Here is a 25,350-nt window from a genome sequence, read left to right on the forward strand (position 1 = left end):
CACAACAAAAAGGGGGCGCTCCGGTCTGGAGCGCCCCCTCTCTTTGTGCCTTGATTTTCAATCAGAAGTTATAGCGGGCGCTGATCCCGAAATAGCGCATCGCGTCGCGCGGGATTTGATAGCGATAGCTGCCCCCCGGCCCGCCGTTGATGATCGAGGCGGCATAGGCTTGATCGAACAGGTTGCGCACCTGCGCCACGATCCGCCACTTGTCGGTGGGCGAAACCAGACCGGCCTGAATATTGACCAGACCATAGGCCGGGATCGTGCCGAACTGGCGCTGCACATCATTGGGTGTGAAGAGCGACAACTGGCTCGACTGGAAATTGCCCGATGCGCCAAACACCAGATCGGCCCAGCCTTCGGTGCGCACGCGATGGTCGAGGCTGAGCGAACCTTTCCACTTGGGCGCATAGGCCAGCGGTGTGCCGGGCTGGATGATCGACGTGGCGGCCGCGCCGGGCGCCGCATAGAAGTTCACCACATGCGCATCCGTATAGGCCAGGCCGCCGCTCAGCGTCGTATCCGGGCCAAGGCGCCAGGACATGTCGGCCTCGATGCCCTTGGTCGAAACCTCGCCCGCGTTGGTAAAGCGGGTGACGACCACGCCCGCCACCAGATCCGGGTTATTCGCCTGGAAATTGTGATACTTGGCATAGAAACCGGCGAGGTTCAGCGTCAGCTTCCCGCCAAACAGCGTGTTCTTGAGACCCACTTCAAAGGCATCGGACGTTTCAGGCGCAATCACATTGGTGCCCGAGGGCGTCAGGTTGAAGAAGATGTTATAGGCCGGGCCCTTATAACCGCGCGCATAGCTGGCATAGGCCATCACATCGCGGCTGAGATCGGCCTGAACCACCGCCTTGCCCGAGAGATTGTCCTTCGAGGTGCCGGTGCGGAAGGGCACGCCGTTGGACACGCCCGTGTCATAGACGCCCTGATCGAAATTGCCGTTGATGCCCGGCCCGGCCAGCGTGGTGCGGCGGATGTGGAATACATCCAGCTTATCATGCGTATAGCGCAGCCCGCCGATCAACCGGACATGATCGGCCAGCTTGAACGTGGCCTGTCCAAAAACCGCCACGTTGTTGAAGGTCGAGCCGAAATCGGCCGTCGCGCTGGGGAAGGTCGAGGCATTGGCATTCGCGCTGCCGCAGGGGATCAGCACGCCCGTGGGCGCGGTTGCCGTGGCGGTGCAGACTTCATCATTGCGAGTGAAGATGCGCTCGGAAAAGGCGCGCGAATAATAGGCGCCCAAGACATAGGACAGCCGGTTGCCCGCAGGCGAGGTCAGGCGCAGTTCCTGACTGAACGTATTGGACTTTTGCGGACCGGTGTCGTGCAACTGGTTAAACCCGACATAGGCGCGGTCCAGCCAGTCGCCGTCGCGGATTTCGGTGTTGTTCCATTCGCGATAGGCGGTGATGCTGGTCAGCGTGTGGGTGCCGATGTCAATGTCGGCCTGCCCCGAAATGCCCCAGCCGTCTTCCTTGGTGCTGGTCACAAGGTTTTGATTGATAAAACGGGTTTTGGCGCCCAGCGGCGTGGGCAGCACATTGAAGGCGAGGCTGGTCGTTGGCGCGCCCGCACCAGTGAGCGCTCCGGTGGCAATGATGTCGGCGCAGCAATTGTCATTGTTGCGGTGATAATCGGCCGCCACATAGATCTTTACGCCGGTGCCGGGATTGTAAAGGAACTGTGCCCGGCCGCCGACATGGTCATAGCCGTTGACCATCGACTGGGTGGCCAGATTGCGAATATTGCCGTCATAACCGCTGGCAAAGCCGGTGAAACGCGCCGCCAGATCCTTGCCCAGAGGGACGTTCAGCGCGCCCTTGACGCGCCATTCATTGCCTTCGAAATAATTGGCCTCGATGCTGCCGGAAAATTCGTTCTTGGGCATTTGGCTGGTGATGTTGATGACGCCCGCGCTGGCATTCTTGCCGAACAACGTTCCCTGCGGCCCGCGCAGCACTTCCATCTGGGCGATGTCGACCAGATCGCTGAACGCCTCGCCCGAGCGGGCATAGACCACGCCGTCCACCACGGTCGACACCGAAGGCTCGCCCGCGATCGAGAAAGTGGCCGTGCCGACGCCGCGCAGATAGATGGTCTGGTTGAGCGTGGTGCCCGATTTCTGGAAGTTGAGCGCCGGGACAAGCTGGGTCGCGCTTTCAATGCTCGGGCGGGCTGCGGCGGCCAGAGCCGCTCCGGTCAGGACCGAAACGGCCACCGGTACGCTGTGCAGCGACTCCGAGCGCTTCTGCGCGGTGACGACGATTTCTCCGGCAGAAGCCGAATCTGCTGCCTGCTGCGCCAGAGCGGGCGCGCTGCCCACAGCCAGAAGCGGCAGGCATAGCAAGGATGATAGTTTTGATTTCATGATAAAATCCTCCCCAATTGCGGGGGCTTGGGCAATCTTGCCTCTTCCCGCGATGGCTTCCCTCTCGCATTTTTTGACACTGCGATTGGTGGTTGATTTGCCTGCCGCGTGGCGATATGTCAAGCGGTGTCACATCGATCCAATGACGGATTGCCACGACCAAAACCAACGTTTGGATGAGCGATGCAGGTGCAATTTTCTCCGTTCAAAGACGGTTTTCAGCTGGATTTCGCCGGGCGGACTGTGCTTCGCCACGACTCGCAATGTCCTGCGCTGGTCATAGCGCGGGGCGATCCGTCGGTTGAGATGTATCGTGGCAATTTCCGTATCGAGGATGCGCCTTGCGGCACCATTACCCCGACCGACTGGCGGTTCGATGATGGCGCGGTCCTGCTGCTGCACGATGGCGCGCCGGTCGTCCGCATCGATCTGGATCAGGCCGCGCTGACTTTTCAGGCGCTCGACCCCGCTTTCGACCGCCTCTGGGTGCATTTCCATGCCGAACCGGGCGAAACCGTCTGGGGCGGCGGCGAGCAGATGAGCTACCTTGCGCTCAATGGCCGCCGTTTCCCGATGTGGACGAGCGAGCCGGGCGTGGGCCGTGACAAGACCACCGAGCTGACCCGGATCATGGATGAGACCGGGATGGCGGGCGGTGATTACTGGAACACCAACTATCCCCAGCCGACTATCCTCACTTCGCGCTGGCTGGCTCTCCATCTCGACGCCAGCGTTTACAGCGTGATCGACGCCAGTGTTCCGGGGAGAACCGCCTTTGAGGTCTGGGCCGCATCGGCGCGTTTTGAACTTTTCGCCGCCGAGGGGCCGCGGGAACTGGTGGGCGATCTTTCAACCCGGTTCGGTCGTCCGCGCGCCTTGCCCGACTGGGCGATTGGCGGGGCGATTGTCGGGCTGAAGCAGGGCGAAAAGAGCTTCGAGCGGCTCGAAGCCTTCATCGATGCAGGCGCCGCCGTCTCCGGCCTGTGGTGCGAGGATTGGGCGGGCATCCGCGAGACCAGCTTTGGCCGCCGCCTGTTCTGGGATTGGCAGCGCAGCGAGAAGCGCTATCCCGATCTGCCCGCGCGGATTAAGGCGCTGAATGAGCGCGGCATCCGCTTCCTGGCTTATGCCAACCCCTATCTGGCCGTGGATGGCGCGCTCTATCAGGAGGCGCTGAGCGGCGGCCATCTTTGCCGCAGGCTGGACAGCGACGAGCCCTATCTGGTCGATTTCGGCGAATTTGACTGCGGCGTCCTCGATTTCACCCGCGAGGAAAGCTGCGCCTGGTTTGCCGAGCGTATCCTGTGCCGCGAAATGCTGGACATTGGCATTGATGGCTGGATGGCCGACTTCGGCGAATATCTGCCCACCGATGTGCGTCTGGCGGGCGGCATGGACGCGATGGAGGCGCATAATCTCTGGCCAGTGCTTTGGGCGCAGGTCAATGACCGGGCGCTGGCCATGCGGGGCCGGCAAGGCGATGCGGTCTTCTTCATGCGCGCCGGGTTCAGCGGCGTTTCGGGCCATTGCCCGCTGCTCTGGGCCGGGGATCAGTCGGTCGATTTCACCCGCCATGACGGCATCGGCACGGTCATCACGGCGGCGTTGTCCGCAGGGCTGGTCGGCAATGCCTACAGCCATTCCGATTGCGGCGGCTATACCTCGCTGCATGGCAATATCCGCAGCGTCGAATTGATGCAGCGCTGGTGCGAACTGGCGGCCTTTGCCCCCGTCATGCGCAGCCATGAGGGCAACCGGCCCGACGACAATCTGCAATATGATTCAAGCCCGGAACTGCTGGCCAATTTCGCGCGATGGAGCAGGGTTCATGCCCATCTGGCCCCCTATGTCCGCCATCTGTGCGACGAGGCGGTGGCCACCGGCCTGCCCGCCCAGCGCCCTCTGTTCCTGCATTACCCGCAGGATATATCGCTCTACGCCCTTCAGGACCAGTTCCTCTATGGCGCCGACCTGCTGGTCGCCCCTGTGGTCGAAGAAGGCGCGGCCCATCGCCGCGTGACGCTGCCGGGTGATCGGCCGTGGCGCCATGTGTGGTCGGGCGTGGATTATGCGCCCGGAACACATGACATTGCCGCGGCCATCGGCCATCCTCCTGTATTCTATCGGACAGAGAGCGCTTTTGCCGATCTGTTCGCCCAGATGGGGGGAATCGTGACGCAATGAGCGAGAGGTCCAATATTCGCGATGTGGCCGCATTGGCGGGGGTGGCGGTCAAAACGGTCAGCCGGGTGCTGAACGGCCATCCCTATGTCAGCGCCGCCATGCGCGAAAAGGTGGAGAAGGCGATGAAGGAGCTGGAATTCCGGCCCTCCATTGCCGCGCGCATCCTGACCGGATCGAAATCGAACCAGATCGCGCTGATCTATGACAACCACAGCCCCTATTACATGTTTCAGATCCAGAGCGGATGCTGGGATTATTGCAAGGCCTACGGCATCCGCCTGATCGCCCAGCCGGTCGATGTGGCCGATCCCGATGTGGGCGATTCTGTGCGCGGGCTGGTCAGCGAAACGCATGTGGACGGGATCATCCTCTCCTCGCCGGTGACCGATTGCGTGGGCGTGCTTCAGGCGTTGGACGCGCTGGACGTGCCCTTTGTCCGCATTTCGCCCGGCACCAATCATGCGCTGACATCCTCGGTGTTCATGGATGATGCGCAGGCCGCCGATGACATGACCACGCATCTCATCAACATGGGCCATCGGCGGATCGGTTTCATCAAGGGCCACCCCAACCATATGTCGAGCGATGATCGCCTGTTCGGTTATCGCCGCGCGCTGGACCGGGCGGGCATCGCCTTTGAGCCGCAACTGGTGATGCCGGGCGAATTTGATTTTGAAAGCGGATTTGCGGCGGGCGGCATGTTGCTGGACATAGCCCATCCGCCCACCGCTATCTTTGCCGCCAATGATGATATGGCCGCAGGCGTTCTGGCCATGGCGCATGGGCGAGGAATGGCACTGCCCGAACAGCTTTCCGTGGTCGGGTTTGACGATACCACTCTGGCGCGCACCGTCTGGCCTGCCTTGACCACCATTCATCAACCGATGGTCGAATTGGCCCGCACGGCCACCGAAATCCTCATCGCCGGGGGCGATATCACCCATCGCCGCCTGCCCCATACCCTTGTCGAACGCGCCTCGGTTGCGGCGCCTTTCAGGAAGAACCCATGAGCCTTTTGCCCCTCCCCCCCGCTGAGCGCCCTTTGGGGGCGTCCGGTTTGAATGTCGCTCCCATCGCGTGGGGCATGTGGCGCCTTGCCGAAGGCGGGCGCACGGCGGCCGATGCGGGGCGGCTGGTCCATGCCGCGCTGGACGCCGGGATCAACCTGCTCGACACTGCCGATATCTATGGTTTTGACGGCAAGGGCGGTTTTGGCGATGCGGAAAGCCTGCTGGGCGAGGTGATCGCCGCCGATCCGGGGCTGCGTAATCGCTTTGTGCTGGCCACCAAGGGCGGCATCATGCCCCCCCTGCCCTATGACCAGTCGCCCGCCTATCTCTCGGCGGCCATTGATGCCTCGCTGCGGCGGCTCAAGGTCGAGACCATCGACCTCTATCAGGTCCACCGCCCCGACATTCTGGCCCATCCTGCCGAAGTTGCCCGCGTGCTGGACGACGCCGTGGTGGCCGGCAAAATTCGCAGCATCGGCGTGTCCAATTTCACCCAGGCGCAAGTCGCCGCGCTCAACCATTTCCTGACCAACAAGCTGGTGGTGACCCAGCCCGAAATCAGCCCGTTGCGCATCACCGCTCTTGAAAACGGCGAGATGGATCAGGCGATGATGCTGGGCCTGACGCCGCTGGCATGGTCGCCGCTGGGTGGGGGCCGTCTGGCCGCGCCCGAAACCGCGCGCGATCTGGCCGTGGCCGAGGCGCTTGATGTTGTTGCGGCGGACCGGGGCGTGTCGCGCACCGTGGCGGCCTACAGTTGGCTGATGGCCCACCCCGCCGGGATTATCCCCATCATCGGTTCACAAAACCCCGCCCGTATCGCCGAAGGGGCCGCCGCCCTTTCGGTCCAGTGGAGCCGGGAAGAATGGTACGGCGTACTGGTCGCCGCACGAGGAGAGAGGTTGCCATGAGCGAAGAACAACAGTGCGAAATCGCATGGTTTTCGGCCCTGTGTGACGATGACTATGAATTTCTGGGCGTGCATGACCCCTATCTGAAATCCAGTTGGGAGCATTGCCGCAACATCGTGATGCGCGCCGAAGAGGGCGGGTTCGACAATATCCTGCTCCCCTCGGGCTACAGCCTGGGGCTGGACACCACCGCCTTTGCCGCCGCCGTGGCGACGCAGGTGCGCCGGATCAAGCTGCTCTGGGCCACGCGCATCGGCGAGGACTGGCCGCCGCAACTGGCGCGTCGCATCGCCACGCTGGACCGCATCCTTGGTCCCAATGCCGATGGCACCGGGGGGCGCCTCAATGTGAACATCATTTCTTCGGACATGCCGGGTGAACAGATGGCCTCTGGCCCTCGCTATGCCCGCGCGACCGAAGTGATGAAGATCGTGCGTACGCTGCTCAACGGGCAATCGCTCGATCATGAGGGCGAGTTCTACAAGCTCAAGCTCGACCCGCCGCGCATCACCACGATTTCGGGCAAGGCCCCTGCCTTCTACTTCGGCGGTCTGAGCCATGAGGCCCGCGAATGCGCGGCCGAGGGCTGCGATGTCTATCTGATGTGGCCCGACACGATGGACAAGGTGCGCGAAACGATTACCGACATGAAAAGCCGCGCCGCCCGTTTCGGCCGCAGCCTGAAATTCGGCTATCGCGCCCATGTCATCGTGCGCGAAACCGAGGATGAGGCCCGCGCCTATGCCACCCGCCTTTTGTCCAAGCTGGACGACGAGGCAGGCCGCGCCATCCGCGAACAATCGCTCGACGCCAAGAATTTCGGGGTCCAGCGTCAGGCAGAATTGCGGCAGGCGGCGGGCAATGACGGCTATGTCGAGGATTATCTGTGGACCGGCATCGGGCGCGCGCGCTCGGGCTGCGGCGCGGCAATCATCGGCACGCCCGATCAGGTGCTCTCCAAACTGCGCGCCTATCAGGCCGAGGGGATCGAGGCCTTCATCCTCTCGGGCTATCCCCATGCGCAGGAAGCCGACCTGTTTGCCCGCCATGTCCTGCCGCATATCAAGCATGGCCCGCTGAATATCTGAAACCGACAAGAGGGGGCGGCATGGATCGCCCCCACCTCCATGCGGAGAGAGAAACCCATGCGCAGCGAGAATGCGAGCGATTTCCTGCTGGTGCTGGATGAGGGGACCACCTCGACCCGCGCCATTCTCTATGCGCCCGACGGCACGATTATCGGCGCAGCCCAGCGCGAGCTGACCCAGCATTATCCCGCGCCGGGCCTTGTCGAACACGATGCCGGTGAAATCTGGACCCAGACTCTCGCCTGTGCGCGGATGATGGTGGAACAGGCGGGCGGGCCATCGCGCATTGCCGCCATCGGCATCACCAATCAGCGCGAAACGGTTCTGGCATGGGACCGGCGCAGCGGGCAACCTCTGGGCCGCGCCATCGTCTGGCAGGACCGCCGGACAGCCGAAATCTGCGAAGCCCTGCGCGCGGCGGGGCATGAGGCGATGGTGCGCGACAAGACGGGCCTCCTGCTCGATCCCTATTTCTCGGCCACCAAGATGCGCTGGATGCTCGACCATTGGCCGGTCGTGACGGCGGCGGGCGATGCTCTGGCCTTTGGCACGGTGGAAAGCTGGCTGGTCTGGAAACTGACCGGCGGGCTGCATATCACCGATGCCAGCAATGCGAGCCGGACCATGCTGATGGCGCTGGACGGGGCGGATTGGGATGATGATCTGCTGGCGCTGCATGGGCTTACCCGCTCGGCGCTGCCCGAGATTGTCGATACGGCGGGCGTGTTTGGGCATACCTCGCCCGATCTGTTTGGCGCGCCCATCCCGATCTGCGGCCTTGCCGGGGATCAGCAGGCCGCCACCATCGGCCAGCAATGTCTGCGCGCTGGGCAGGTCAAGGCGACGCTGGGCACCGGCGCCTTTGTTCTGGCCAGCACCGGCACGGCAATCCCGCGATCAAGCCATCGCCTGCTGGGCACGGTTCTGGCGCAGATGGGTGGTCGGCGGACCTATGCGCTCGAAGGTTCGGTGTTTGTCGCGGGCTCTTTGGTCAAATGGCTGCGCGATCAATTGTGCATGGTGGTGGCCGCCGCCGAAACCGAGACGCTGGCGCGCAGCGTGGCGGATAATGGCGGGGTCTGCATCCTGCCCGCGCTTTCCGGGCTGGGCGCGCCGCATTGGCGGGCCGAGGTGCGCGGCCATATTGCGGGCCTGTCGCACAGCACGGGCCGGGCGCATATCGTGCGCGCGGCGCTGGAAACCATTGCCCATCAGATGCATGACCTGCAAACCGCCTTTGCCGCCGACGGCGCGCCGTGGCATGATCTGCGCATTGACGGCGGCATGAGTGCGAACGACTGGATTGCGCAGGACCTGGCCGATATGCTCGATATCCGGGTCGAGCGACCCTCAGGCGTGGAAACCACCGCGCTGGGCGCGGCGATGCTGGCCGGGGTGGGATGCGGTTTCTATGACGGGCTGGAGGAAGCGGCGGTTATGCGCAAGGGAGCCAAGACCTTCACCCCCGCCATGGCTGAAGGCGAGCGCAGCGCCCGTCTCGCGCTGTGGCATGATCTGTTGGCCACCGAACTGGCGAAGCACGCGTAAGGAGCGCTTCTTGGGATGACACTTTTCAATCCGACTCTTTCGCGCCGAAATCTGCTGAGCGGTGTGGCGCTGAGCGGCCTTGGTATGGTCACTCAGCCGCTTTGGGCGCAAACGGGGGCGCAGGGCATGGTGGATCTGCACCTGCCGGGCAAACCGTCCAAGCGCCCGTTGACCAAGGCCTTTCCGCAAAAGGGTGAGATGATCCTGCAAAGGGTCCGCCCGCCCCTGCTGGAAACGCCGATGCAGGTGTTTGACCAGCATATTTTGACCCCCAATGACCAGTTCTATGTCCGCTGGCATTGGGCCAATATTCCCGAAAGCGTGGATGCCAAGGCCTTCCGCCTGACGGTGCGGGGCCATGTCGAGCGCAAGGTGGAATTGCGGCTCGACGATCTGCTGCACGGGTTTGAGCGGATCGAATATGTCGCGGTCAACCAATGTTCGGGCAATTCGCGCGGGCTGTTCTCGCCATCGGTGGCAGGCGCCGAATGGGGCCATGGCGCGATGGGCAATGCGCGCTGGACCGGGGTGCGGCTGCGCGATGTGCTGGACCGGGCGGGCGTGAAAGCGGGTGCGGTCGATGTCCGTTTCGGCGGGCTGGACGAGGCGTTGGTGAGCGAGGGGCCAAAGTTCCTCAAGTCGCTGGCCATCGATCATGCGCGCGATGGCGAGGTGATGATCGCCTATGCGATGAACGGTGAGCCTTTGCCGCTGCTCAACGGCTATCCTTTGCGGCTGATCGTGCCGGGCTGGTACTCGACCTATTGGGTCAAGATGCTCTCGGACATTGAGGTTTTGCCGCAAAAGGATGACAATTTCTGGATGGCCAAGGCCTATCAGGTGCCCAAGACGCCTTTCGGCCATGTTCCGCCCGGCACCGCCGATTTCCCCAAGGAGCCGATCAGCCGGATGGTGCCGCGCTCGCTCATTACCAATCTGGCCGAGGGACAGGTGGTGAAGGCGGGCGCCCCGTTGGCGATTTCGGGCATTGCGATGGGCGGCGATTGCGGCGTGGCCAAGGTCGAGATTTCCACCGATGGCGGTGCCACATGGCAGACCGCCGCACTGGGCGAGGATCTGGGGCCATATAGCCTGCGTCGGTTCACCCACCGCATCACCATGCCCGCAGGGCGCTTCACGCTTGCCTGTCGCTGCACTAACACCAAGGGTGTCAGCCAGCCTCTGACGATGAATTGGAATCCAGGCGGTTACATGCGCGCGGGCGTCGAGACGCTGACGCTGGTGGCGGGAGAAAAGGCATGAAGGGCAAGCTGATGGTAGGGCTGGCGCTGGCCGCCTCGGTCTGGTCTGTCACGGTGGGGGCGACACCGGCCAGGCACGCCCCGCGCAAAGCCGCCGCGAAACCCGCAACGCCCTTTGCCTTTCGCAGCGTCCGGGTGAGCCTGCCGCAGGATTTCGACGTGGAATATCCGGCGGGTGCCGGGGCCGATGCGGTCAATGCCAATTGCCGTGCCTGTCATTCGCCTTCGATGGTGCTGTCCCAGCCTCCCCTCTCGGCGGAAGAATGGCACAAGGAAGTGCGCAAGATGATCGATGTCTATAAGGCGCCCATCGCGGAAGATCAGGTTGGTGCGATCACCGGTTATCTCACGGCGCTGTCGGCGTTAGCTGCGAAATAGAAGGCGGCGGGCCGGGGGCAAATCCATTCTCAAAGCGCCTATAGGGTTCTGTATAGGCGGCGTTTGACGCGGGCGGAAACCGGCCGTTGCGGGGGATTGCCCACCGCTTCGGGCCGGAATTGCAGGTCTGCAATCTGTCATAAACCGAGCGGGGGGCTACCTCTCTACTTGCACGGAAATGCATAAAATAAATTTTATAACAGATAGATAGAACGAAATCTTTAACTGCCTTCTCCTGATCCGTCATGGGGAACGCCTCTCGGCTGCTGTCATCAAAGTTTCCCGGAATCGCTCTAGTCGCCCCCTGCAACGGCACGGGGCTGCCGCTCATTTATTTAATTAAATTGGCGTATTAAAAGGGGCGATATCAGATGCGTATTTCCGATCGGGTTTCCATGCTTGCCATGGGGCTGATGCTGGGCCTTTCCACACAGGCGCGGGCCGAGGATGCACCCGCGGCGCCCGCTCAGGCGCAGGACGCGCCCACCGATATCATCGTGACCGGTGCCGCCCGCGCCGAACGCCGTTTTGACGTGTCCTATGCGATCAACTCGTTGGGCCAGAACGACATTGCCAAAATCGCTCCCAAGAATTTCGCCGACCTGCTCGGCACCGTGCCCGGCATCCATGTCGAGGCCACCGGCGGCGAGGTTCAGAACATCACCCGCGTGCGCGGCATTCCCACTGATCGCGGCTATCTGATCTTTCAACAGGATGGCCTGCCGCTCTATCACGAAATCGACGGCGTGTTCTTCAACTCGGGCGAGGGCATGAACCGCTATGACCTGATGAGCGAGCGCGTGGAAATCGTGCGCGGCGGCCCCGCGCCGATCTATGCCAGCAGCGCCGCCGCCATCGCCAACACGATCACCGTCACCGGCAAGACGCAATCGGCAGGCAAGGCGCAGGTCACGCTGGGCGACACCGGCCTCTATCGCCTTGATGCGATGCAGTCCGGCCCGCTGGGAGATCGGACCTATTACGCCATCGGCGGCTTTCTGCGCCAGCATGACGGCTATCGCGACAGCGGCTTTCCCAGCGATCGCGGCTGCCAGATCCGCGCCAATATCAAGCATGACCTCGACAACGGCTATATCAAGGCCTCGGTCATGTATGTGAATGACCATAACCTGTTCTATCTGCCGATCCCGGTGGCCGATCCGCGCAATCCTGCCGTCTCGCTTGACCCCTATATCAACTATTTCAGCGGAACGATGAACTCGCCCTCGCTGCGCAATGTGGTGATCAAATATCGCGATGGCGCGGGCCAGACGCAGAGCCTGACGCGCGATCTGGCCAATGGGCGCCATATGCGCTTTTTCAACGCAGGGCTTGATTATCAGGGCGATTTCGGGGGCTGGCTGATCTCGGCCAAATTCGGCGCGACCCAGGGCAAGAGCAGCTTTGACGCTTTTTACTCCACCACCAACCCGGCCGATGCCACCACCTTTGCCAACAGCTATCTGACCGCCGCGCAAACCGCCTTTGGCGCGGTCACCCGCATGGGCTATGCGATTGCGGGCACCAATGGCCAAAGTGTCTATAACCCTGCCGCCGCCTCGGGCCTTGTCATGTCGGGCCAGTATCGCGCGGTGGAATCGAAATTCTACTCGGTTCAGGGCGACCTGAGCGTTACGCGCAAATTCGAGACTCCGCTGGGCAGCCATGACCTGCGCGCCGGGCTCTACAGCTCGTTCTACGGCAACACCAATTTCACCGTCTATCAGGACATGCTGATCGAGGTGGCCGGTCAGCCGCGCACGCTCGATCTGGTCGCCTATTCGGCAGGCGGCGCGGTGCTGGGCTATGTTACGCAAAATGGCGTGCTGCGCTATGGCACTACGCTGGCCAATGCCAAGGCCGATGCGCGCATGATCGCCCTTTACGCCAATGACACCTGGGACATTACCGATGGCCTGCGCGTCGATGCGGGCATCCGGCGCGAATGGTATGGCTACACCGGCTTTGCCACCAACACGACCGCCGCCGATCTGGGCGATCCCACCACGCTGGCCGACAATGCGGTGCGCGCGCTCAACGCCACCACCGTCAATCAGCGGCTGAACCCTTCGGCCACCAATTGGACCGTGGGCGTCAATTATGACTTTACCCGCCATCTGGGCGCCTATGCCCGCGTGTCCAATCTGGAAGTGCCGCCGCAGGCCAATGTCGTGGCCAGCATCAACCCGACCATCGTCCAGACCAAGGCGCGCCAGTACGAATTGGGCATAAAGGCCAGCTTTGGCCAGAACTACCTTTATGTGACAGGCTTTTACACTAAGTTTAACCCGTTCAACGCCTCTTTCGTCGCCTATAATCCCACCACGGGCCGCAACGATCAATCGGTGCCCTTCATCGGTGAGGCTGTGGCCAAGGGGATCGAAATGGACGGTCGCGTCGTGCCCGTCTCATGGTTTGCCCTCAATGGTTCTATGACGCTGGCCGATCCGCAATATCGCAATCTGGCCAACAGCGCGGGCGCCGACCCCAGCGCGGTCAACGGCAAGCAGATCATCCGCGAGCCGAAATTCTTTGGCAACATCCGCCCCGCGGTGAACCTCAAACTCGGCAAGGGCGATCTGGAGCTTTACGGCCGCTATGAATGGGTGGGCCGCCGCTATGTCGACCTGTTCAACCTGACCGCCCTGCCCGCCTATGAAACCTTCGGCGCGGGCGCCACGCTCAACTGGGGCGCTTGGCGGGTGCAGGTGGTCGGCGACAATCTGACCAATGCCAAGGGTCTGACCGAGGGCAATCCCCGCACCGACCAGTTGGCCGGGCAAGGCGCGAGCGATGCCATTTACGGTCGCCCGCTGTTCGGGCGCAATGTGCGCCTGATCGTCGGCCTGTCGTGGTAATCCTCGCCTGAAAGGCACCCATCGGGCCTCGCCGCGCCGGTCGCAGCGAGGCCCTTGGGCTTTCCGGCCAAGTGGAAGTGATAAGGATATGATTGGCAAAAATCCGATGCGCTGCCTCGCGTTGCTTTGCGCTGCCCTGATGTGGACCCCACATGTCGCGCTGGCCGCGAGCAGCCCTGTTGCGCCCGTCGTCCTGCCTGCGGCCGACCAGCCTCTGGCGCGGCGCATCGTGCCGCTGATGCATGATCTGGCGCAGGAGCCGGGGTGGCGCGCAGCCTTGCGCCGCGATGCCGATATGCAGGCGCTGGCCGCCGAGCGCGCGGCGCGGGTGACTGCGGCCGGGGAATGTACGCCGCAACCGGCCTGTCTGGCGCAAGCATGGCTGTGGAGCGAGGCGGATCGTGACCGTGTATCGGCGGCGCTGGTCCGGATTGGCGCGGAACGGGCGCGGTTGACGGCTCTCGTCGGAGAGCGGATGCGCCCCTCGCGGCGTTATGCGCGCCATGCGGAATTGGGCGATGCCGCGCTGCTCGATGCGGCATGGCGCGAGGCGGCTGCCGGGCTGAACCATATTATCGCTGTTTATGCCCTGGGCGAAAAGCCGCGCTATCCGGTGATCGACAGCATGATTTTCGAAATACGCGATGCCGCCTACCCTGCCCTGCTCAAATCCCATGCCGCTGTCACTCTGGCCGAGGGGCGCGGGGATGATACGGTTTTTGATTCCGCATTGCGCTATGCGATGGGCCTGCTGGCGGCCAATGAGCGCGCCAATGCGATCGAATATCTGCCGCTTCCCTCAGGCCTTAACGCGCCCGCTTTTGCTGCCCTGCGTGCGACGAAGCAGACCGCTTATCCCTATTCGGCGGTGCTGGTGTTCGGCCATGGACCGGAAGATCCCGTCTCGCACACCGGCGTGCTGGGTCATTTGCGGCTGCGCCTTGCCGCCGCGCAACTGGCCAAGGGCGCGGCGCCGGTCATCATCCTGTCGGGCGGTCGGGTCCATCCCAACCGCACCGCCTATAATGAAGCGGTCGAGATGCGGCAGGAACTGATCTCGCTCTATGGCGTCTCGCCCGCACAAATCGTGATCGAGCCCCATGCCCGCCACACCACGACGAACATGCGCAATTGCGCCCGCCTGCTGCTGGCCGCGCCCTTTGCGCAGGGCAAACCGGCGCTGCTCGTCACCGATCCGGCGACCCATGCCTATATCGGCGGCGAAGGCTTTGCCGCACGCAACCGCGCCGAACTGGGCTATGAACCGGGGCGCGTGACGGCGGGGCCGGATGTTCTTTCGCTGCGCTTTGTGCCGGACGCCCATTCCTTTCATGTCGATCCTCAGGACCCGCTGGACCCATGAACAGGTTCCGCCTCGCCCTTGTCGCGTGTCTTATGACCGCAGCCCCCTTGCGGGCGGCGGAGCCGAAACCCTTGGTCGATCTGGTCAATCCTTTCGTCGGCACGCTGGAGGATTACGGGCAATTGACCCCGGCCGCCGTGGCTCCGTTCGGCATGGTGCAATTGGGGCCGGACACCGCGCCCGCCAACCATAATGGCTATGATTATGCCGCTCGAACCTTGCGCGGATTTTCCCATACCAGAGCGGTGGGCGTGGGCTGCGCAGGGGCGGGTGGCGATCTGCTGGTCGGGCTGGATTATGTGGGCGCCCCGGAACTGGCGCGAATGGATAAAGCCAGCGAGCGTGCCGCGCCGGGCTTTTACCATTTGCGCTATGGCGGCGGGATTGTGGCCGATCTGGTGGCGACGCGCGGGGGCGGTGTTGCGCGCTTTACCCTGCCGCGCGCCGGGCGGGTGCGGCTGCGCCTCGATCCGGACCATGCCTATGCCAAGCGGATCAGCGCGACGTGGCTGACCAATACAACACAGGATCTGCGCGCCGAACTGGTGGCGGGGACGGTGTGCAATGCGGGGCGTTATCACCTGTTTACGGCCTCTGCCCTGTGGCGCAACGGGCGGCGATTGGCCATGCCGATAGAGATCGGCCCGGACCGGCGCGCTTTTGTGGAGCTGAATGTGCGCCGGGGCGATGTGATCGAATGGCGCACGGGCCTCTCCTCGGTCGATGGCGATGGCGCCGCCCTTGTACGTGATATAGAGCTGGGCGCGCGCCGCTTTGCCATGCTGCAGGCGCAGACCAGGCGGCGCTGGCAGTCCTTGCTGGACCATTGGCGGCCCAGCGGGCCAACGCCGCGCCGAGCCCTGTTTGCCACTTCCCTGTTTCGCGCGCTGCAAACGCCGGTGGCGATTGCCGACAGCGATGGCCGCTATCGCGGCGCGGACGGGGCGATCCGCCATGCGCCCACCGGGCATCAGCGCTATGCCAGTTGGGCGATGTGGGACAATTACCGCACCTTGATGCCCTTGCTCGCGCTGTCCTACCCGCAACAGGCGCAGGATATTGCCGCCTCACTGGTCGAACTCTATCAGGCGGGCAAACAGCGCTGGGCCACCCGGCAGGAGCCTTTCCTGACCGTGCGGACCGAGCATAGCGGGGTGGCGCTGCTCGATTTTTATCGCAAGGGGATCACATTTGACGCCAAAGCCGCGCTGACCGGTATGGCGGCGGAAAGCGCCACCCTCGCCCGCGCCACGCCCGACGAACAGATTGAGGCGGCCTATGATGACTGGGCAACCGGGCAACTGGCACAGGACCTGGGCGATGGCGCGATGGCTGAGCACTATGGCGAAAAGGCGCTGGCCTATCGCGCGATGTGGCTCGATGTGTTTCAGAACCTTGGCGCGGATGCCGATGTGGTCAAGGCACGGGGGCTCTATCAGGGGACGCTCTGGCAATATCGCTGGGCGCCGGTGTTCGATCTGCCCTGGCTGGTCGGGCAATTGGGGGCGGCGCGTTTCGACGCTGAACTGGCGCGTTTCTTTGCTGACGATCTCTACAACATGACCAACCAGCCCGACATTCAGACGCCCTTTCTCTTTGCCTGGCGCGGGCATCGGGCGCAAAGCGACACGCTCCTCCATCGCCTGCTCACGCAGCCGGTCAATCACCCCTACACCAATGCAGCCAAGCGCCCCACCCCATGGCGCGGGCTCAGTTTCGCTCTGGCGCCGCAGGGGTTTGCCGATGGGATGGATGATGATGCGGGCGGCATGACGAGTTGGCATGTCTGGGCCTCGCTGGGCCTCTATCCGCTGGTGCCGGGGCGCCCGGATTATGTGGTGATCTGCCCGGCCTTTGACCGTATGCAGGTGCGGGTGGTCGGCGGCTGGGCGGATATTCGGCGGGAATTGGGCGCGCATTCAACGGCCCGCTGGACCGGCAGGGGTGAATTGTCGCGGGCTTTGGGGACGGTGCTGCCCCATGCCGATCTGGCCAAGGGCGGTGTGTTGAATGTGAATTGCGAGCGGGGGCTGTGACCGCCCGAAAGAATGCCATATCCAATTTCCATTATTGATCTGGCTTTTTGTTAAAATTGGCCCTACCAATGATTCCGCCCGACAGAGAAAACATAGTGGGAGTGGACAGGCATGGCACGGAAATGGAACAGCCGATGGGCCTATGGCGCGGCGCTGATGGTGATCGCAGCGGCGGGGGCATCGGGCGCACAATCGGCGCAGGCGCAGACCGCAAACCCCTGGATGACGGCAACCATTGTGGCCGAGCAGCAGAGCGCGCCGGATGACGCAGCCCGCGAAGCGGTGGCGCGGCGGCGCGCGAAACTGCTGATTTCGGCGATGACGCTGGATCAGAAATTGCAGCAATTGACCGGGGCCAAGCCCGAAATTCTGCCTGATCTGCCCGCCTGCCTCGGCGGACGCCATGTTACCGGCATTGCCTCGCTGGACATCCCCACCTTCCGCGTCACCAACGGCCCGGTCGGTTTGGGTCAGAACGACTGCGTCTCGCCCGAGGTCGCCAAGACCGTGCTGCATATGCCCGGTTTTGGGGATATTTCCGCCGCCTATGGACATCCCAGCTCGGCCAAGGCAACTGCCTTGCCTTCGGCCATTGGCGCGGCAGCCTCCTTCGATCCGGCCGTGGCGGGCATGTATGGCGAGGTGATCGCTGCCGAAATGCTCGATCTGGGGCTGCATGTGTTTGAGGCGCCCGGCGTCAACCTTGCCCGCCTGCCGATCCTTGGCCGCAACATGGAATATTTCGGCGAGGACCCCTATTTGAGCGGCTCGATGGCCGTGGCCGAAGCCAAGGCGATCCAGTCGCGCGGGTTGATCGCCATGGTCAAGCATTTCGCCGCCAATGAGCAGGAAACCAATCGTCAGACCATTCAGGAGACAGTGGACAGACAGACCCTGCGCGAGCTGTATCTGTTGCCCTTCGAAATGGCGGTCAAGGATGGCAAGGTTGCGGCGGTGATGTGCGCCTATAATTACGTCAACGGCCAGTCCTCCTGCGAAAATCGCACGATGCTCGACGATGTGCTGCGCAAGGATTGGGGCTTTACCGGCTATGTCCAATCCGACTTTTTCGCGATGAAGAGCACGGTCGCCACGCTGCTCAATGGCGCCGATCATGAAATGCCGCTGCCGCTGCACTGGGCCCCCGCCAAGATCCGCGCGGCGCTGGACAAGGGCGAATTGACGCAGGCGCGGATCGATGAGGCGCTGGAGCGCCGCTATACCCAGACCTTCAAATTGGGCATTTTCGACCGTAAGCTGGAGCGTCGCCCGATTGACTTTGCCGCAGGCGGCAAAAAGGCGCGCGAGATCGGCGGTCGTGCTACCGTGCTGTTGCAAAACAATGGCGCGCTGCCGCTGCGCAAGGATCTGCGCAAACTGGTGCTGATCGGCAAGGCCAGTCAGGTCTATGCCCAGCAGGCCGTGGCAGGCGGCGCTGTGGTGGGCGAACCGATGGGCGCGGGCGGCGGCAGTTCGGACGTTGTGCCCGAATATACAGTCACCCCGCTGGCGGGCCTGCGCGCGGCGCTGGCGGATCTGGGCAATGGCGGCGCTTCGGTCCGACTGATCCTTGTCGATGACGCCAACACTTCGGCCACCATCGACGGCCAGAGCGCCACTTTCGCGCAGGTTCAGGCCGAAGCCGCCACCGCCGATGCCGTGGTGATGATGGCGGGCACGATTTCGGAGGAAGGCGCCGACCGCGCCACCTTCACCGACCAGACGGGCCACCAACTCGCCGCCTCGGCAGCGGCGGGCAGCAGCCTTGACTGGTATACGGGCCGCTCGAACAAGATCGCCACGAGCGATGGCGAGAACCGCGCGAAGAACAGCGGCACCGTGGCGATGATCGAGGCGCTGGTTGCCAATCCCAAGGTCGCGGCCAAATCGGTGCTGGTGCTGAAAGACAATGCGGGCGTTGCCCTGCCCGCTTCGCTGGTGGGCGCCAAGGGGCCCGCGATTGTCGAGGCTTGGTTCCCGGGGCAGGAGGATGGCAATATCGTGGCCGATGTCCTGTTCGGGCGGATCAATCCCTCGGGCAAATTGCCGGTCAGCCTGCCTTTCACCGGCAAGGGCTTCCTCGATCACGTCAATGCCACGCAGTTCCCCGGCACGATGTCGGCGGACGGTAAGTTGCAGACCGTGACCTACAGCGAGCAATTGGCGATCGGCTATCGCTGGTACGATGCCAATATCGGCGGGGCCTGTCCGGTCAGCAACGGGGCCAACACCTGCCTTGCTTTCCCCTTCGGCCATGGCCTGTCCTATACCAGCTTTGCCGTGGGCAAGCCGGAATTGACCCGCACGGGCGGCGCATGGCGGGCCACGGCCAGCGTCACCAACACCGGCAAGCGCGAGGGCGCGCAGGTGCTTCAGGTCTATCTTGGCCTGCCCGCCAGCGCCGACAAGGTGGGGGCGAAGCAACCGCCGCGCCGTATGATCGGCTATCAGCGTGTCACTCTGGCGCCGGGCGAGACGAAGCAGGTGTCGATCACCATCGACCCGGCGGCCAGCCATCATCCGATGGGCGTCTGGGATGAAAAGGCCCATGGCTGGGTGATCCCCAAGGGCGACTTCACGGTATGGATCGGGGCGTCCTCTGCGCCGGGTGATCTGAAAAAGGCAGGAATTATCGTGCCTTGACGCGATAGGGGGCAGGCGGCCTTGATGGCTGGCCGCCTGCCCTTCCCTTTTACTGCGCCGCGCCCTTGCCCGCGCCGCGATAGCGTTGCAGCCAATAGCCATAGGGATCGGGCAGCAGCGAGGCAGGTTTTTCCTCACCCAGCGCGATGGCCAGTTCATAGGGATAGTGCGGATTGGCCAGCAGCGCCCGGCCCATCATCACCACATCCATCTGCCCCTTGGCCACGGCCTGTTCGGCATCATGGGGCGCATCGATGCACCATGCCGAACCCACCGGCATGGCCAAGGCGGAACGTACCTGCTCGACCACGGGAACAAAGAAGGCCGGGCCCCATGGAACCTTGGCCTCGATCGTGGAAAAGCCCATGGAAACATTGAGGAAATCCAGTCCGCCATCGCGCATTTTTGCCGACAGGTCGATGGCCTGCGCCAGCGTTTCCTCGTCATGGCCGTCATATTCCACCACGCCGAAACGCGCCGTCAGCGGCAGGTTTTCCGGCCAGACGGCCCGCACCGCCGCCAACGTTTCCAGCATGAAGCGTCCCCGCCCCGCCGCATCGCCGCCATAGGCATCCTTGCGTTGGTTGGCATGGCGCGAGAAGAAGCTTTGCGCCAAATAGCCATGGGCGAAATGCAATTCGAGCCATTCGAAACCGGCGGCGCGGGCGCGGCGGGCAGCGGCGGCGAAATCACCCTGAACACGGGCAATATCGGCCAGCGTCATTTCACGCGGTACGCGGGGCAGCACCCCGCCAAAGGCGATGGCGGAGGGCGAGATGGTTTCCCAATAGCGCGGATCTTCGGGCGCGATATGATCATCGCCATCCCATGGGCGGTTGGCATTGGCCTTGCGCCCGGCATGGGCGATCTGAATGCCGGGCACGGCGCCTGCGGCCTTGATGGCGGCGGCGATCCGGGCAAGGCCCGCGATGTGATCGTCGCTCCACAGGCCAAGGCAATCGGGGCTGATGCGGCCATCGGGCGAAACACCGGTGGCCTCGACAATCACCAACCCCGCGCCGCCGCGCGCAAGGCCGGTGTAATGGGCAAGATGCCAATCAGACACGAAGCCGTCTTTCGCGCTGTATTGGCACATGGGCGGCACCGCGATGCGGTTGCGCAGGGTAACATCCTTCAGGCTGAAGGGAGTGAAAAGTGCAGACATGGAGGGGTTCCTTATGCGGGGATATCGCGGTTTTGGCGGGCGGGGATCTGCCCGGCGGGGATCATTGCGTTTTCAGAGAAATTGTCTCTAAAATTAGTGACATAGCCTGAAGGCCAAGGGACGGAATTCTGCATTCGAAAGGGTCTGCCCTGTTCAGAAGTGGACAGGGCGCGATGTGAGGCCTATGCCCTTATAAGGCAAATCGTGGTTTGAAATACGGCCCATCAGCATGAATGATATCAGACAGCTCGACTTCAATCTTCTCAAGGCTTTCGATGCGTTGCTGGTCGAACGCAGCGTCACCCGCGCGGCCCATCGGCTCAGCCTGACCCAGCCGGCGGTGAGCGGGATGCTGGGGCGGCTGCGCGTGGCGCTGGATGATCCGCTGTTCGTGCGCTCCAGCCATGGCATCGTGCCCACGCCGCGCGCGCTGGCATTGGCGCAGCCGTTGCGGCGGATGATGAGCGAGGTGGAATGCATGCTCACCCGCCCGCAATTCGATCCGGCGAGCAGCACCGCCAGTTTCTCCATCGCGGCCAATGATTATGCGCAACTGGCCGTGCTGGTGCCGTGGCTGGAAGGGCTGCGGCGCGAGGCGCCGGGCATCCGCATCGCCATTCATTCCCTCGATGATGCGCGGCTGATGGCGGGCTTTGAACAGGGGCAAGTCGATCTGGCTCTGGTCACGCCCGAGGCCGCGCTGCCCGATCTCCATGCCGTGCGGCTCTATGAGGAAACTTACTCGCTGGCCCTGCGCGAGGGGCATCCGGCGGCGGAACGCGACATCACGCTCGATGATTTCTGCGCGCTAGATCATGGGCTGGTGTCCCTGCGCGGCGAGGCGTTCATGGGCGTGGTGGACCGTGCGCTGGCCGCCAATGGGCGCGAGCGGCGCGTCAGTTTCTCGGCCAGTTGCTTTCTCGTGCTGGTGCAGGTTCTGGCGCGTTCCGATCTGGTGGCGACAGTGCCGACGCGCCTGCTTGATGGCGTGGCCGGACTGATACGGCGGCCGCTGCCGCTGGCGGTGCCGGGCTTTACCAAACTGGCCGTATGGCATGAACGCAGCCATCGCGACCCGGCGCATCAATGGCTGCGCGCCAGCCTGATTGCCAGCGCACGGACCGGCCATCACGAGGCATAGGCCCGGTTTCAGGCCGGGACAGGCAGGATCGCTGTCCAAAATTGCGCTTCCTGACCGACCGGCGTGTCGATCTTGCGCAGGAAGGCCAATGTGCCGTCGGGCAGGATGCGGAACAGGCTGAGCCCTGCCGGGGTCATCCCGCCCTCGCGCAGCTGCATATCAACCATGCTGGCCGCCGCCAGCATCCGTCCGTCGGGCGAAATGGCAAAGCTGCGGATATGAAAACCTCGCGGATCAATGCGCTGGACCAGCGTGGGCAGGCCGGTACGCGGGTGAAGCGCAAAGACCGCGATGGAATTGTCGCCCCCGGCAAAGACCTTGCGCCCGTCCACCTCGACCGTCGAACTGGCGCGGTTGGACACATAGAGCGCATGGCCGCGCGGATGGACATGGATCGCGCCGACAAGGGTTGTGGCGCTCTTGGCATCCTGGGGCGGCTGGTCGGTGGTCGACAGGATCCGTTCCGGTTCGGGCGCCAGATGCGCGCCCAGGATGCGATGGGTATGCAACTGGTTCTGTCGCTCGACGGCGACATAGGCGAGCGGCAGATGCGGGTGGAAATCGACATGGCGCGGGCCATAGCCCAGCCCGCCCCGGCCCCCGACAGCGATGCTTTGCGCGTTGCGCAGATGGCCGCGGTTGAAATCGAACACCTTAAGCGCGCCCGGGTCTTCGGGCTTCTTGGCCGAGGCATCATTGCCCCGCGTCACCAGCACCACCGATCGGCCCCCCGGCATCATGCGGATCTGATGCGCATAAATGCCAAGGTCGAGCGTCTCACCCTGCACCACCATCTCACCCACCGTGCCATCGGGGCGGATCATGTGGACTGACAGATTGGCGGGCGCATTATAGGCGCAGAGCGCATAGCGGCCGCTGGGGTCCACGCTCATATGCACCGGGCGCTGGCGCAGCACCGCCGGTTCGCCATGAAACGAAAGCGCCCCGCCCCGCCCGATTTTCAGTGCCACCAGTCGGTGGATCGATCCGCCGCCCACCGATCCGCCCGGCGCATCCGATGTCGCCACATAAAGGAACCGCCCATCCGGGCCCGGCCAAGCATATTGGATCGGCGAAGGCAGGGTGATCGCGCTGACCTTGCCGCTGGCGCCGGTCATCGTATCGAGGCTGCGCCATGCCATGACGCTGCCCGTTGCGGCGTAGAGCGTATTGGCCCGGCGCGGGGCGGCCGCGAAGGCGGGCCTGCCGGTCAGAGCGGCGGCGGCCAGCCCTTTGGAAAAATCGCGGCGTTGGATGGTCATTCTCTCTTCCCGAATTGGCCCTTGTATCCGGGCCGGTATTTTTCTTTGCACGTGCCGATAGGGGCAGGCGTTTGTTCCTGAACTACCGCTCAAACAGGCGGTCGGCCAGCGGTTCGCGCGCCTGCCAGCCCTTTTGCTCGAGTTCGGGCGTTTCGGAAGGCTCCAGCGGGTAGCCGATGCACAAAAGCGCGATCAGCGACCAGTTATCGGGCACATCGAGCATCACGCCCACCGCATGGGGATCGAGGATGGAGACCCAGCCCAGCCCGATCCCGCGTATCCGCGCCGCCAGCCACAAGGTCTGGATTGCCCCGACACAGGAATAGCGCAGCATTTCGGGCATGGTGGCAATGCCCAGCCCATGGCCCGCGCTGGCCTGTTCATCACAGAACACGGCGAGCAATTCGGGCGCCTCGCGGATGCCGTGCAGCTTGAGCGCGAGATAGTCGTCATGGCGCGCCTCGCCCGCATAGCGCTGGGCCGCGCGCAGGTTTTCCTCGTCGACATGGTGGGCCAGCGTGTCGCGCAATTGCGGCGAGCGCAGACGCACGAAGCGCCAAGGCTGGGAATGGCCGACCGAGGGCGAGAGCGCGGCCTGTTCGAGCAATTCGGCCATATCCCCTTCGGCCAAAGGATCGGGCGCGAAATGGCGCACATCGCGCCGCCAGCGCAGCAGCGTGTTGAATTTCTGCGCGAAATCGGCGTCGAACCGGGGCTGCGTCACGAGGTAAAGCCCTCCTTTCGCATCAGCTATATGTCGATGATCGGCCCCTGTCTTGCGGATAATGCCCCGCTCAGTCCTGATCCTCTTCGCCTACCACCCAGTCGTGCAGGTCGGGAGCATTGCCGATGAGAGCCAGACCATGGGCGATCGAGGTCAGCTCATTGCCGCTGGCAAGGCGCCCATCGCCAAAACGGCGTTCGAACAAGCGCCGCACCGCCGGGATCAGCGAGGAGCCGCCCGTCAGGAAGACATGATCGACCTGATCCACGCCCAGCCCCGCGCGCGCCAGCACCGTATCGACCGTCTCCCCGATCCGCTGCAGGTCCGGCTCGATCCACGCCTCGAATTCCGCGCGCGAAACATCGGCCTCGATGGTCAGATCCGCATCGGCAAAGCGGAAATTGGCATGGGTCTGGCTGGAAAGCGCCCGCTTGAGCTGGCCCACCGCTTCATAGAGGGCATAGCCCAATTCCTGCTCGACAATGGTGATCATGCGCCCGATGGCGGCCGGATCACTGGCGCTGCGCTTCAGCCGCGCCAATTGCTCCAGCGTGCGCCGGTTGCGCATCAGCGCCAGACGTGACCAGTCGCCAAAATCGGTGAAATGACCGGCGGGGATCTCCAGCACCTTGTCAAACGAACGATAGGTGCCGCCCTTGCCCAGCAACGGGAGCACCAGATGATCCATGATGCGATAGTCGAACCGGTCGCCCGCAATGCCGATACCCGCCGAAGCCAGCGGAATGCAGCGCCGCGCGGCCCCCGGCGCCTCGACCCGGACGAGCGAGAAGTCACTGGTGCCCCCGCCGAAATCGGCCACCAGCAAGGTTGCCGGATCGCTGAGCCGCGAGGCAAAGCTGTAGGCCGCGCCCAGCGGTTCATAGACATAATGGACCGGCCGCCCCAGCATGGCGAACATCGCGTCATAGCGCCTGCGCGCCAGCGCCACATCGGGCCGCGACCCCACATAGCGCACCGGCCGCCCCACCACGACGCATTCGGGCGCATCCTTCATCGGATCGCCGCCATGCTGCATCAGATGGGTCAGGAAAATCTGCCCCAGCTCCTCAAACTTCAGCCGCTTTTCAAACAGATTGGCATGTTCGAAGGAAGCGCTGGCCGCCACCGATTTGAAGGATTGGAGAAACCGGCTGCCCTGGGGAAAATCGAGATATTCGGCAATCGCCCAAGGCCCAGCCTCATGCGCCAGCCCGCCGCGAAACGCCTCGTCCTGCCAGAAACACAGGGCCGAGCGGAACACCGAGGTGGGGCCATCGGGGGCGGCATATTCGATCATTTCGGCATGGGCCCAATCCGAGGCGCGGGCGATGACCGAATTGGTGGTGCCGAAATCGATCCCGATGGCGCGCGCCCCGCCCATGCCAACGCCCATA

17 protein-coding genes are annotated in these 25,350 nt (G+C 63.6%); 12 read left to right on the top strand and 5 right to left on the bottom strand.

Features of this window, described 5'->3' with window-relative positions; genetic code table 11:
* Nucleotides 1–61 precede the first annotated feature (61 nt).
* Entirely contained in the window at nt 62–2,383 is a 2,322-nt protein-coding gene (locus tag FHW92_RS03260; protein ID WP_168601761.1) for a TonB-dependent receptor, read from the bottom strand.
* A 183-nt stretch (nt 2,384–2,566) separates the two neighbouring features.
* On the opposite strand from FHW92_RS03260, the gene FHW92_RS03265 reads away from it, so the two are divergent.
* The 11 genes from FHW92_RS03265 (at nt 2,567) to FHW92_RS03315 (ending at nt 19,664) form a co-directional block, all read left to right on the top strand.
* Complete coding sequence (locus FHW92_RS03265) at nt 2,567–4,567, top strand: alpha-glucosidase (RefSeq protein WP_168601762.1); 2,001 nt, start codon at nt 2,567–2,569, stop codon at nt 4,565–4,567.
* Nucleotides 4,564–5,577: a LacI family DNA-binding transcriptional regulator gene (locus FHW92_RS03270; protein ID WP_168601763.1), complete on the top strand. Its 1,014-nt coding sequence runs from the start codon at nt 4,564–4,566 to the stop codon at nt 5,575–5,577. The genes FHW92_RS03265 and FHW92_RS03270 overlap by 4 nt, the downstream gene beginning before the upstream one ends.
* The gene (locus FHW92_RS03275; protein WP_168601764.1) at nt 5,574–6,488 is read left to right on the top strand and encodes an aldo/keto reductase; all 915 of its coding nucleotides are present in this window, start codon (nt 5,574–5,576) and stop codon (nt 6,486–6,488) included. Before FHW92_RS03270 ends, FHW92_RS03275 begins: the two co-directional genes overlap by 4 nt.
* A complete protein-coding gene (locus tag FHW92_RS03280) occupies nt 6,485–7,576 on the top strand; it encodes an LLM class flavin-dependent oxidoreductase (protein ID WP_168601765.1) in 1,092 nt (363 codons plus the stop codon). Before FHW92_RS03275 ends, FHW92_RS03280 begins: the two co-directional genes overlap by 4 nt.
* Nucleotides 7,577–7,633: 57 nt before the next feature.
* Complete coding sequence (locus FHW92_RS03285; RefSeq protein ID WP_168601766.1) at nt 7,634–9,124, top strand: glycerol kinase; 1,491 nt, start codon at nt 7,634–7,636, stop codon at nt 9,122–9,124.
* A 15-nt stretch (nt 9,125–9,139) separates the two neighbouring features.
* A complete protein-coding gene (locus FHW92_RS03290) occupies nt 9,140–10,387 on the top strand; it encodes a molybdopterin-dependent oxidoreductase (RefSeq protein WP_168601767.1) in 1,248 nt (415 codons plus the stop codon).
* Entirely contained in the window at nt 10,384–10,764 is a 381-nt protein-coding gene (locus tag FHW92_RS03295) for a cytochrome c (protein ID WP_168601768.1), read from the top strand. Before FHW92_RS03290 ends, FHW92_RS03295 begins: the two co-directional genes overlap by 4 nt.
* 371 nt (nt 10,765–11,135) lie before the next feature.
* Nucleotides 11,136–13,622 (top strand): TonB-dependent receptor, encoded by a 2,487-nt coding sequence (locus FHW92_RS03300; RefSeq protein ID WP_168601769.1) that lies wholly within the window; start codon nt 11,136–11,138, stop codon nt 13,620–13,622.
* A gap of 139 nt (nt 13,623–13,761) precedes the next feature.
* Nucleotides 13,762–14,985 (top strand): YdcF family protein, encoded by a 1,224-nt coding sequence (locus FHW92_RS03305; RefSeq protein ID WP_168601770.1) that lies wholly within the window; start codon nt 13,762–13,764, stop codon nt 14,983–14,985.
* 32 nt (nt 14,986–15,017) lie between these two features.
* Entirely contained in the window at nt 15,018–17,021 is a 2,004-nt protein-coding gene (locus FHW92_RS03310) for a glycoside hydrolase domain-containing protein (RefSeq protein WP_246869878.1), read from the top strand.
* Between the two features lie 111 nt (nt 17,022–17,132).
* Nucleotides 17,133–19,664 (top strand): glycoside hydrolase family 3 N-terminal domain-containing protein, encoded by a 2,532-nt coding sequence (locus tag FHW92_RS03315; protein WP_168601772.1) that lies wholly within the window; start codon nt 17,133–17,135, stop codon nt 19,662–19,664.
* 49 nt (nt 19,665–19,713) lie between these two features.
* On the opposite strand, the gene FHW92_RS03320 is transcribed toward FHW92_RS03315, so the two are convergent.
* Nucleotides 19,714–20,829 carry an NADH:flavin oxidoreductase/NADH oxidase gene (locus tag FHW92_RS03320; protein WP_168601773.1) on the bottom strand — a complete coding sequence of 372 codons (1,116 nt, stop codon included), beginning with the start codon at nt 20,827–20,829 and terminating at the stop codon, nt 19,714–19,716.
* A gap of 229 nt (nt 20,830–21,058) precedes the next feature.
* Between FHW92_RS03320 and FHW92_RS03325 the strand changes: the two genes are divergently transcribed.
* A complete protein-coding gene (locus FHW92_RS03325) occupies nt 21,059–21,970 on the top strand; it encodes a LysR family transcriptional regulator (protein WP_168601774.1) in 912 nt (303 codons plus the stop codon).
* Nucleotides 21,971–21,978: 8 nt separating this feature from the next.
* Here FHW92_RS03325 and FHW92_RS03330 read toward each other — a convergent pair whose 3' ends face one another.
* From FHW92_RS03330 to FHW92_RS03340, 3 genes are all read right to left on the bottom strand, one after another.
* Nucleotides 21,979–23,232 (bottom strand): beta-propeller fold lactonase family protein, encoded by a 1,254-nt coding sequence (locus FHW92_RS03330; protein ID WP_168601775.1) that lies wholly within the window; start codon nt 23,230–23,232, stop codon nt 21,979–21,981.
* 82 nt (nt 23,233–23,314) lie between these two features.
* The gene (bluB, locus tag FHW92_RS03335; RefSeq protein WP_168601776.1) at nt 23,315–23,956 is read right to left on the bottom strand and encodes a 5,6-dimethylbenzimidazole synthase; all 642 of its coding nucleotides are present in this window, start codon (nt 23,954–23,956) and stop codon (nt 23,315–23,317) included.
* A gap of 70 nt (nt 23,957–24,026) precedes the next feature.
* Nucleotides 24,027–25,349 (bottom strand): Hsp70 family protein, encoded by a 1,323-nt coding sequence (locus FHW92_RS03340; RefSeq protein ID WP_168601777.1) that lies wholly within the window; start codon nt 25,347–25,349, stop codon nt 24,027–24,029.
* Nucleotide 25,350 lies beyond the last annotated feature (1 nt).

The organism is Novosphingobium sp. SG707 (assembly GCF_012275515.1).
In the GTDB taxonomy this organism is placed as follows: Bacteria; Pseudomonadota; Alphaproteobacteria; order Sphingomonadales; family Sphingomonadaceae; genus Novosphingobium.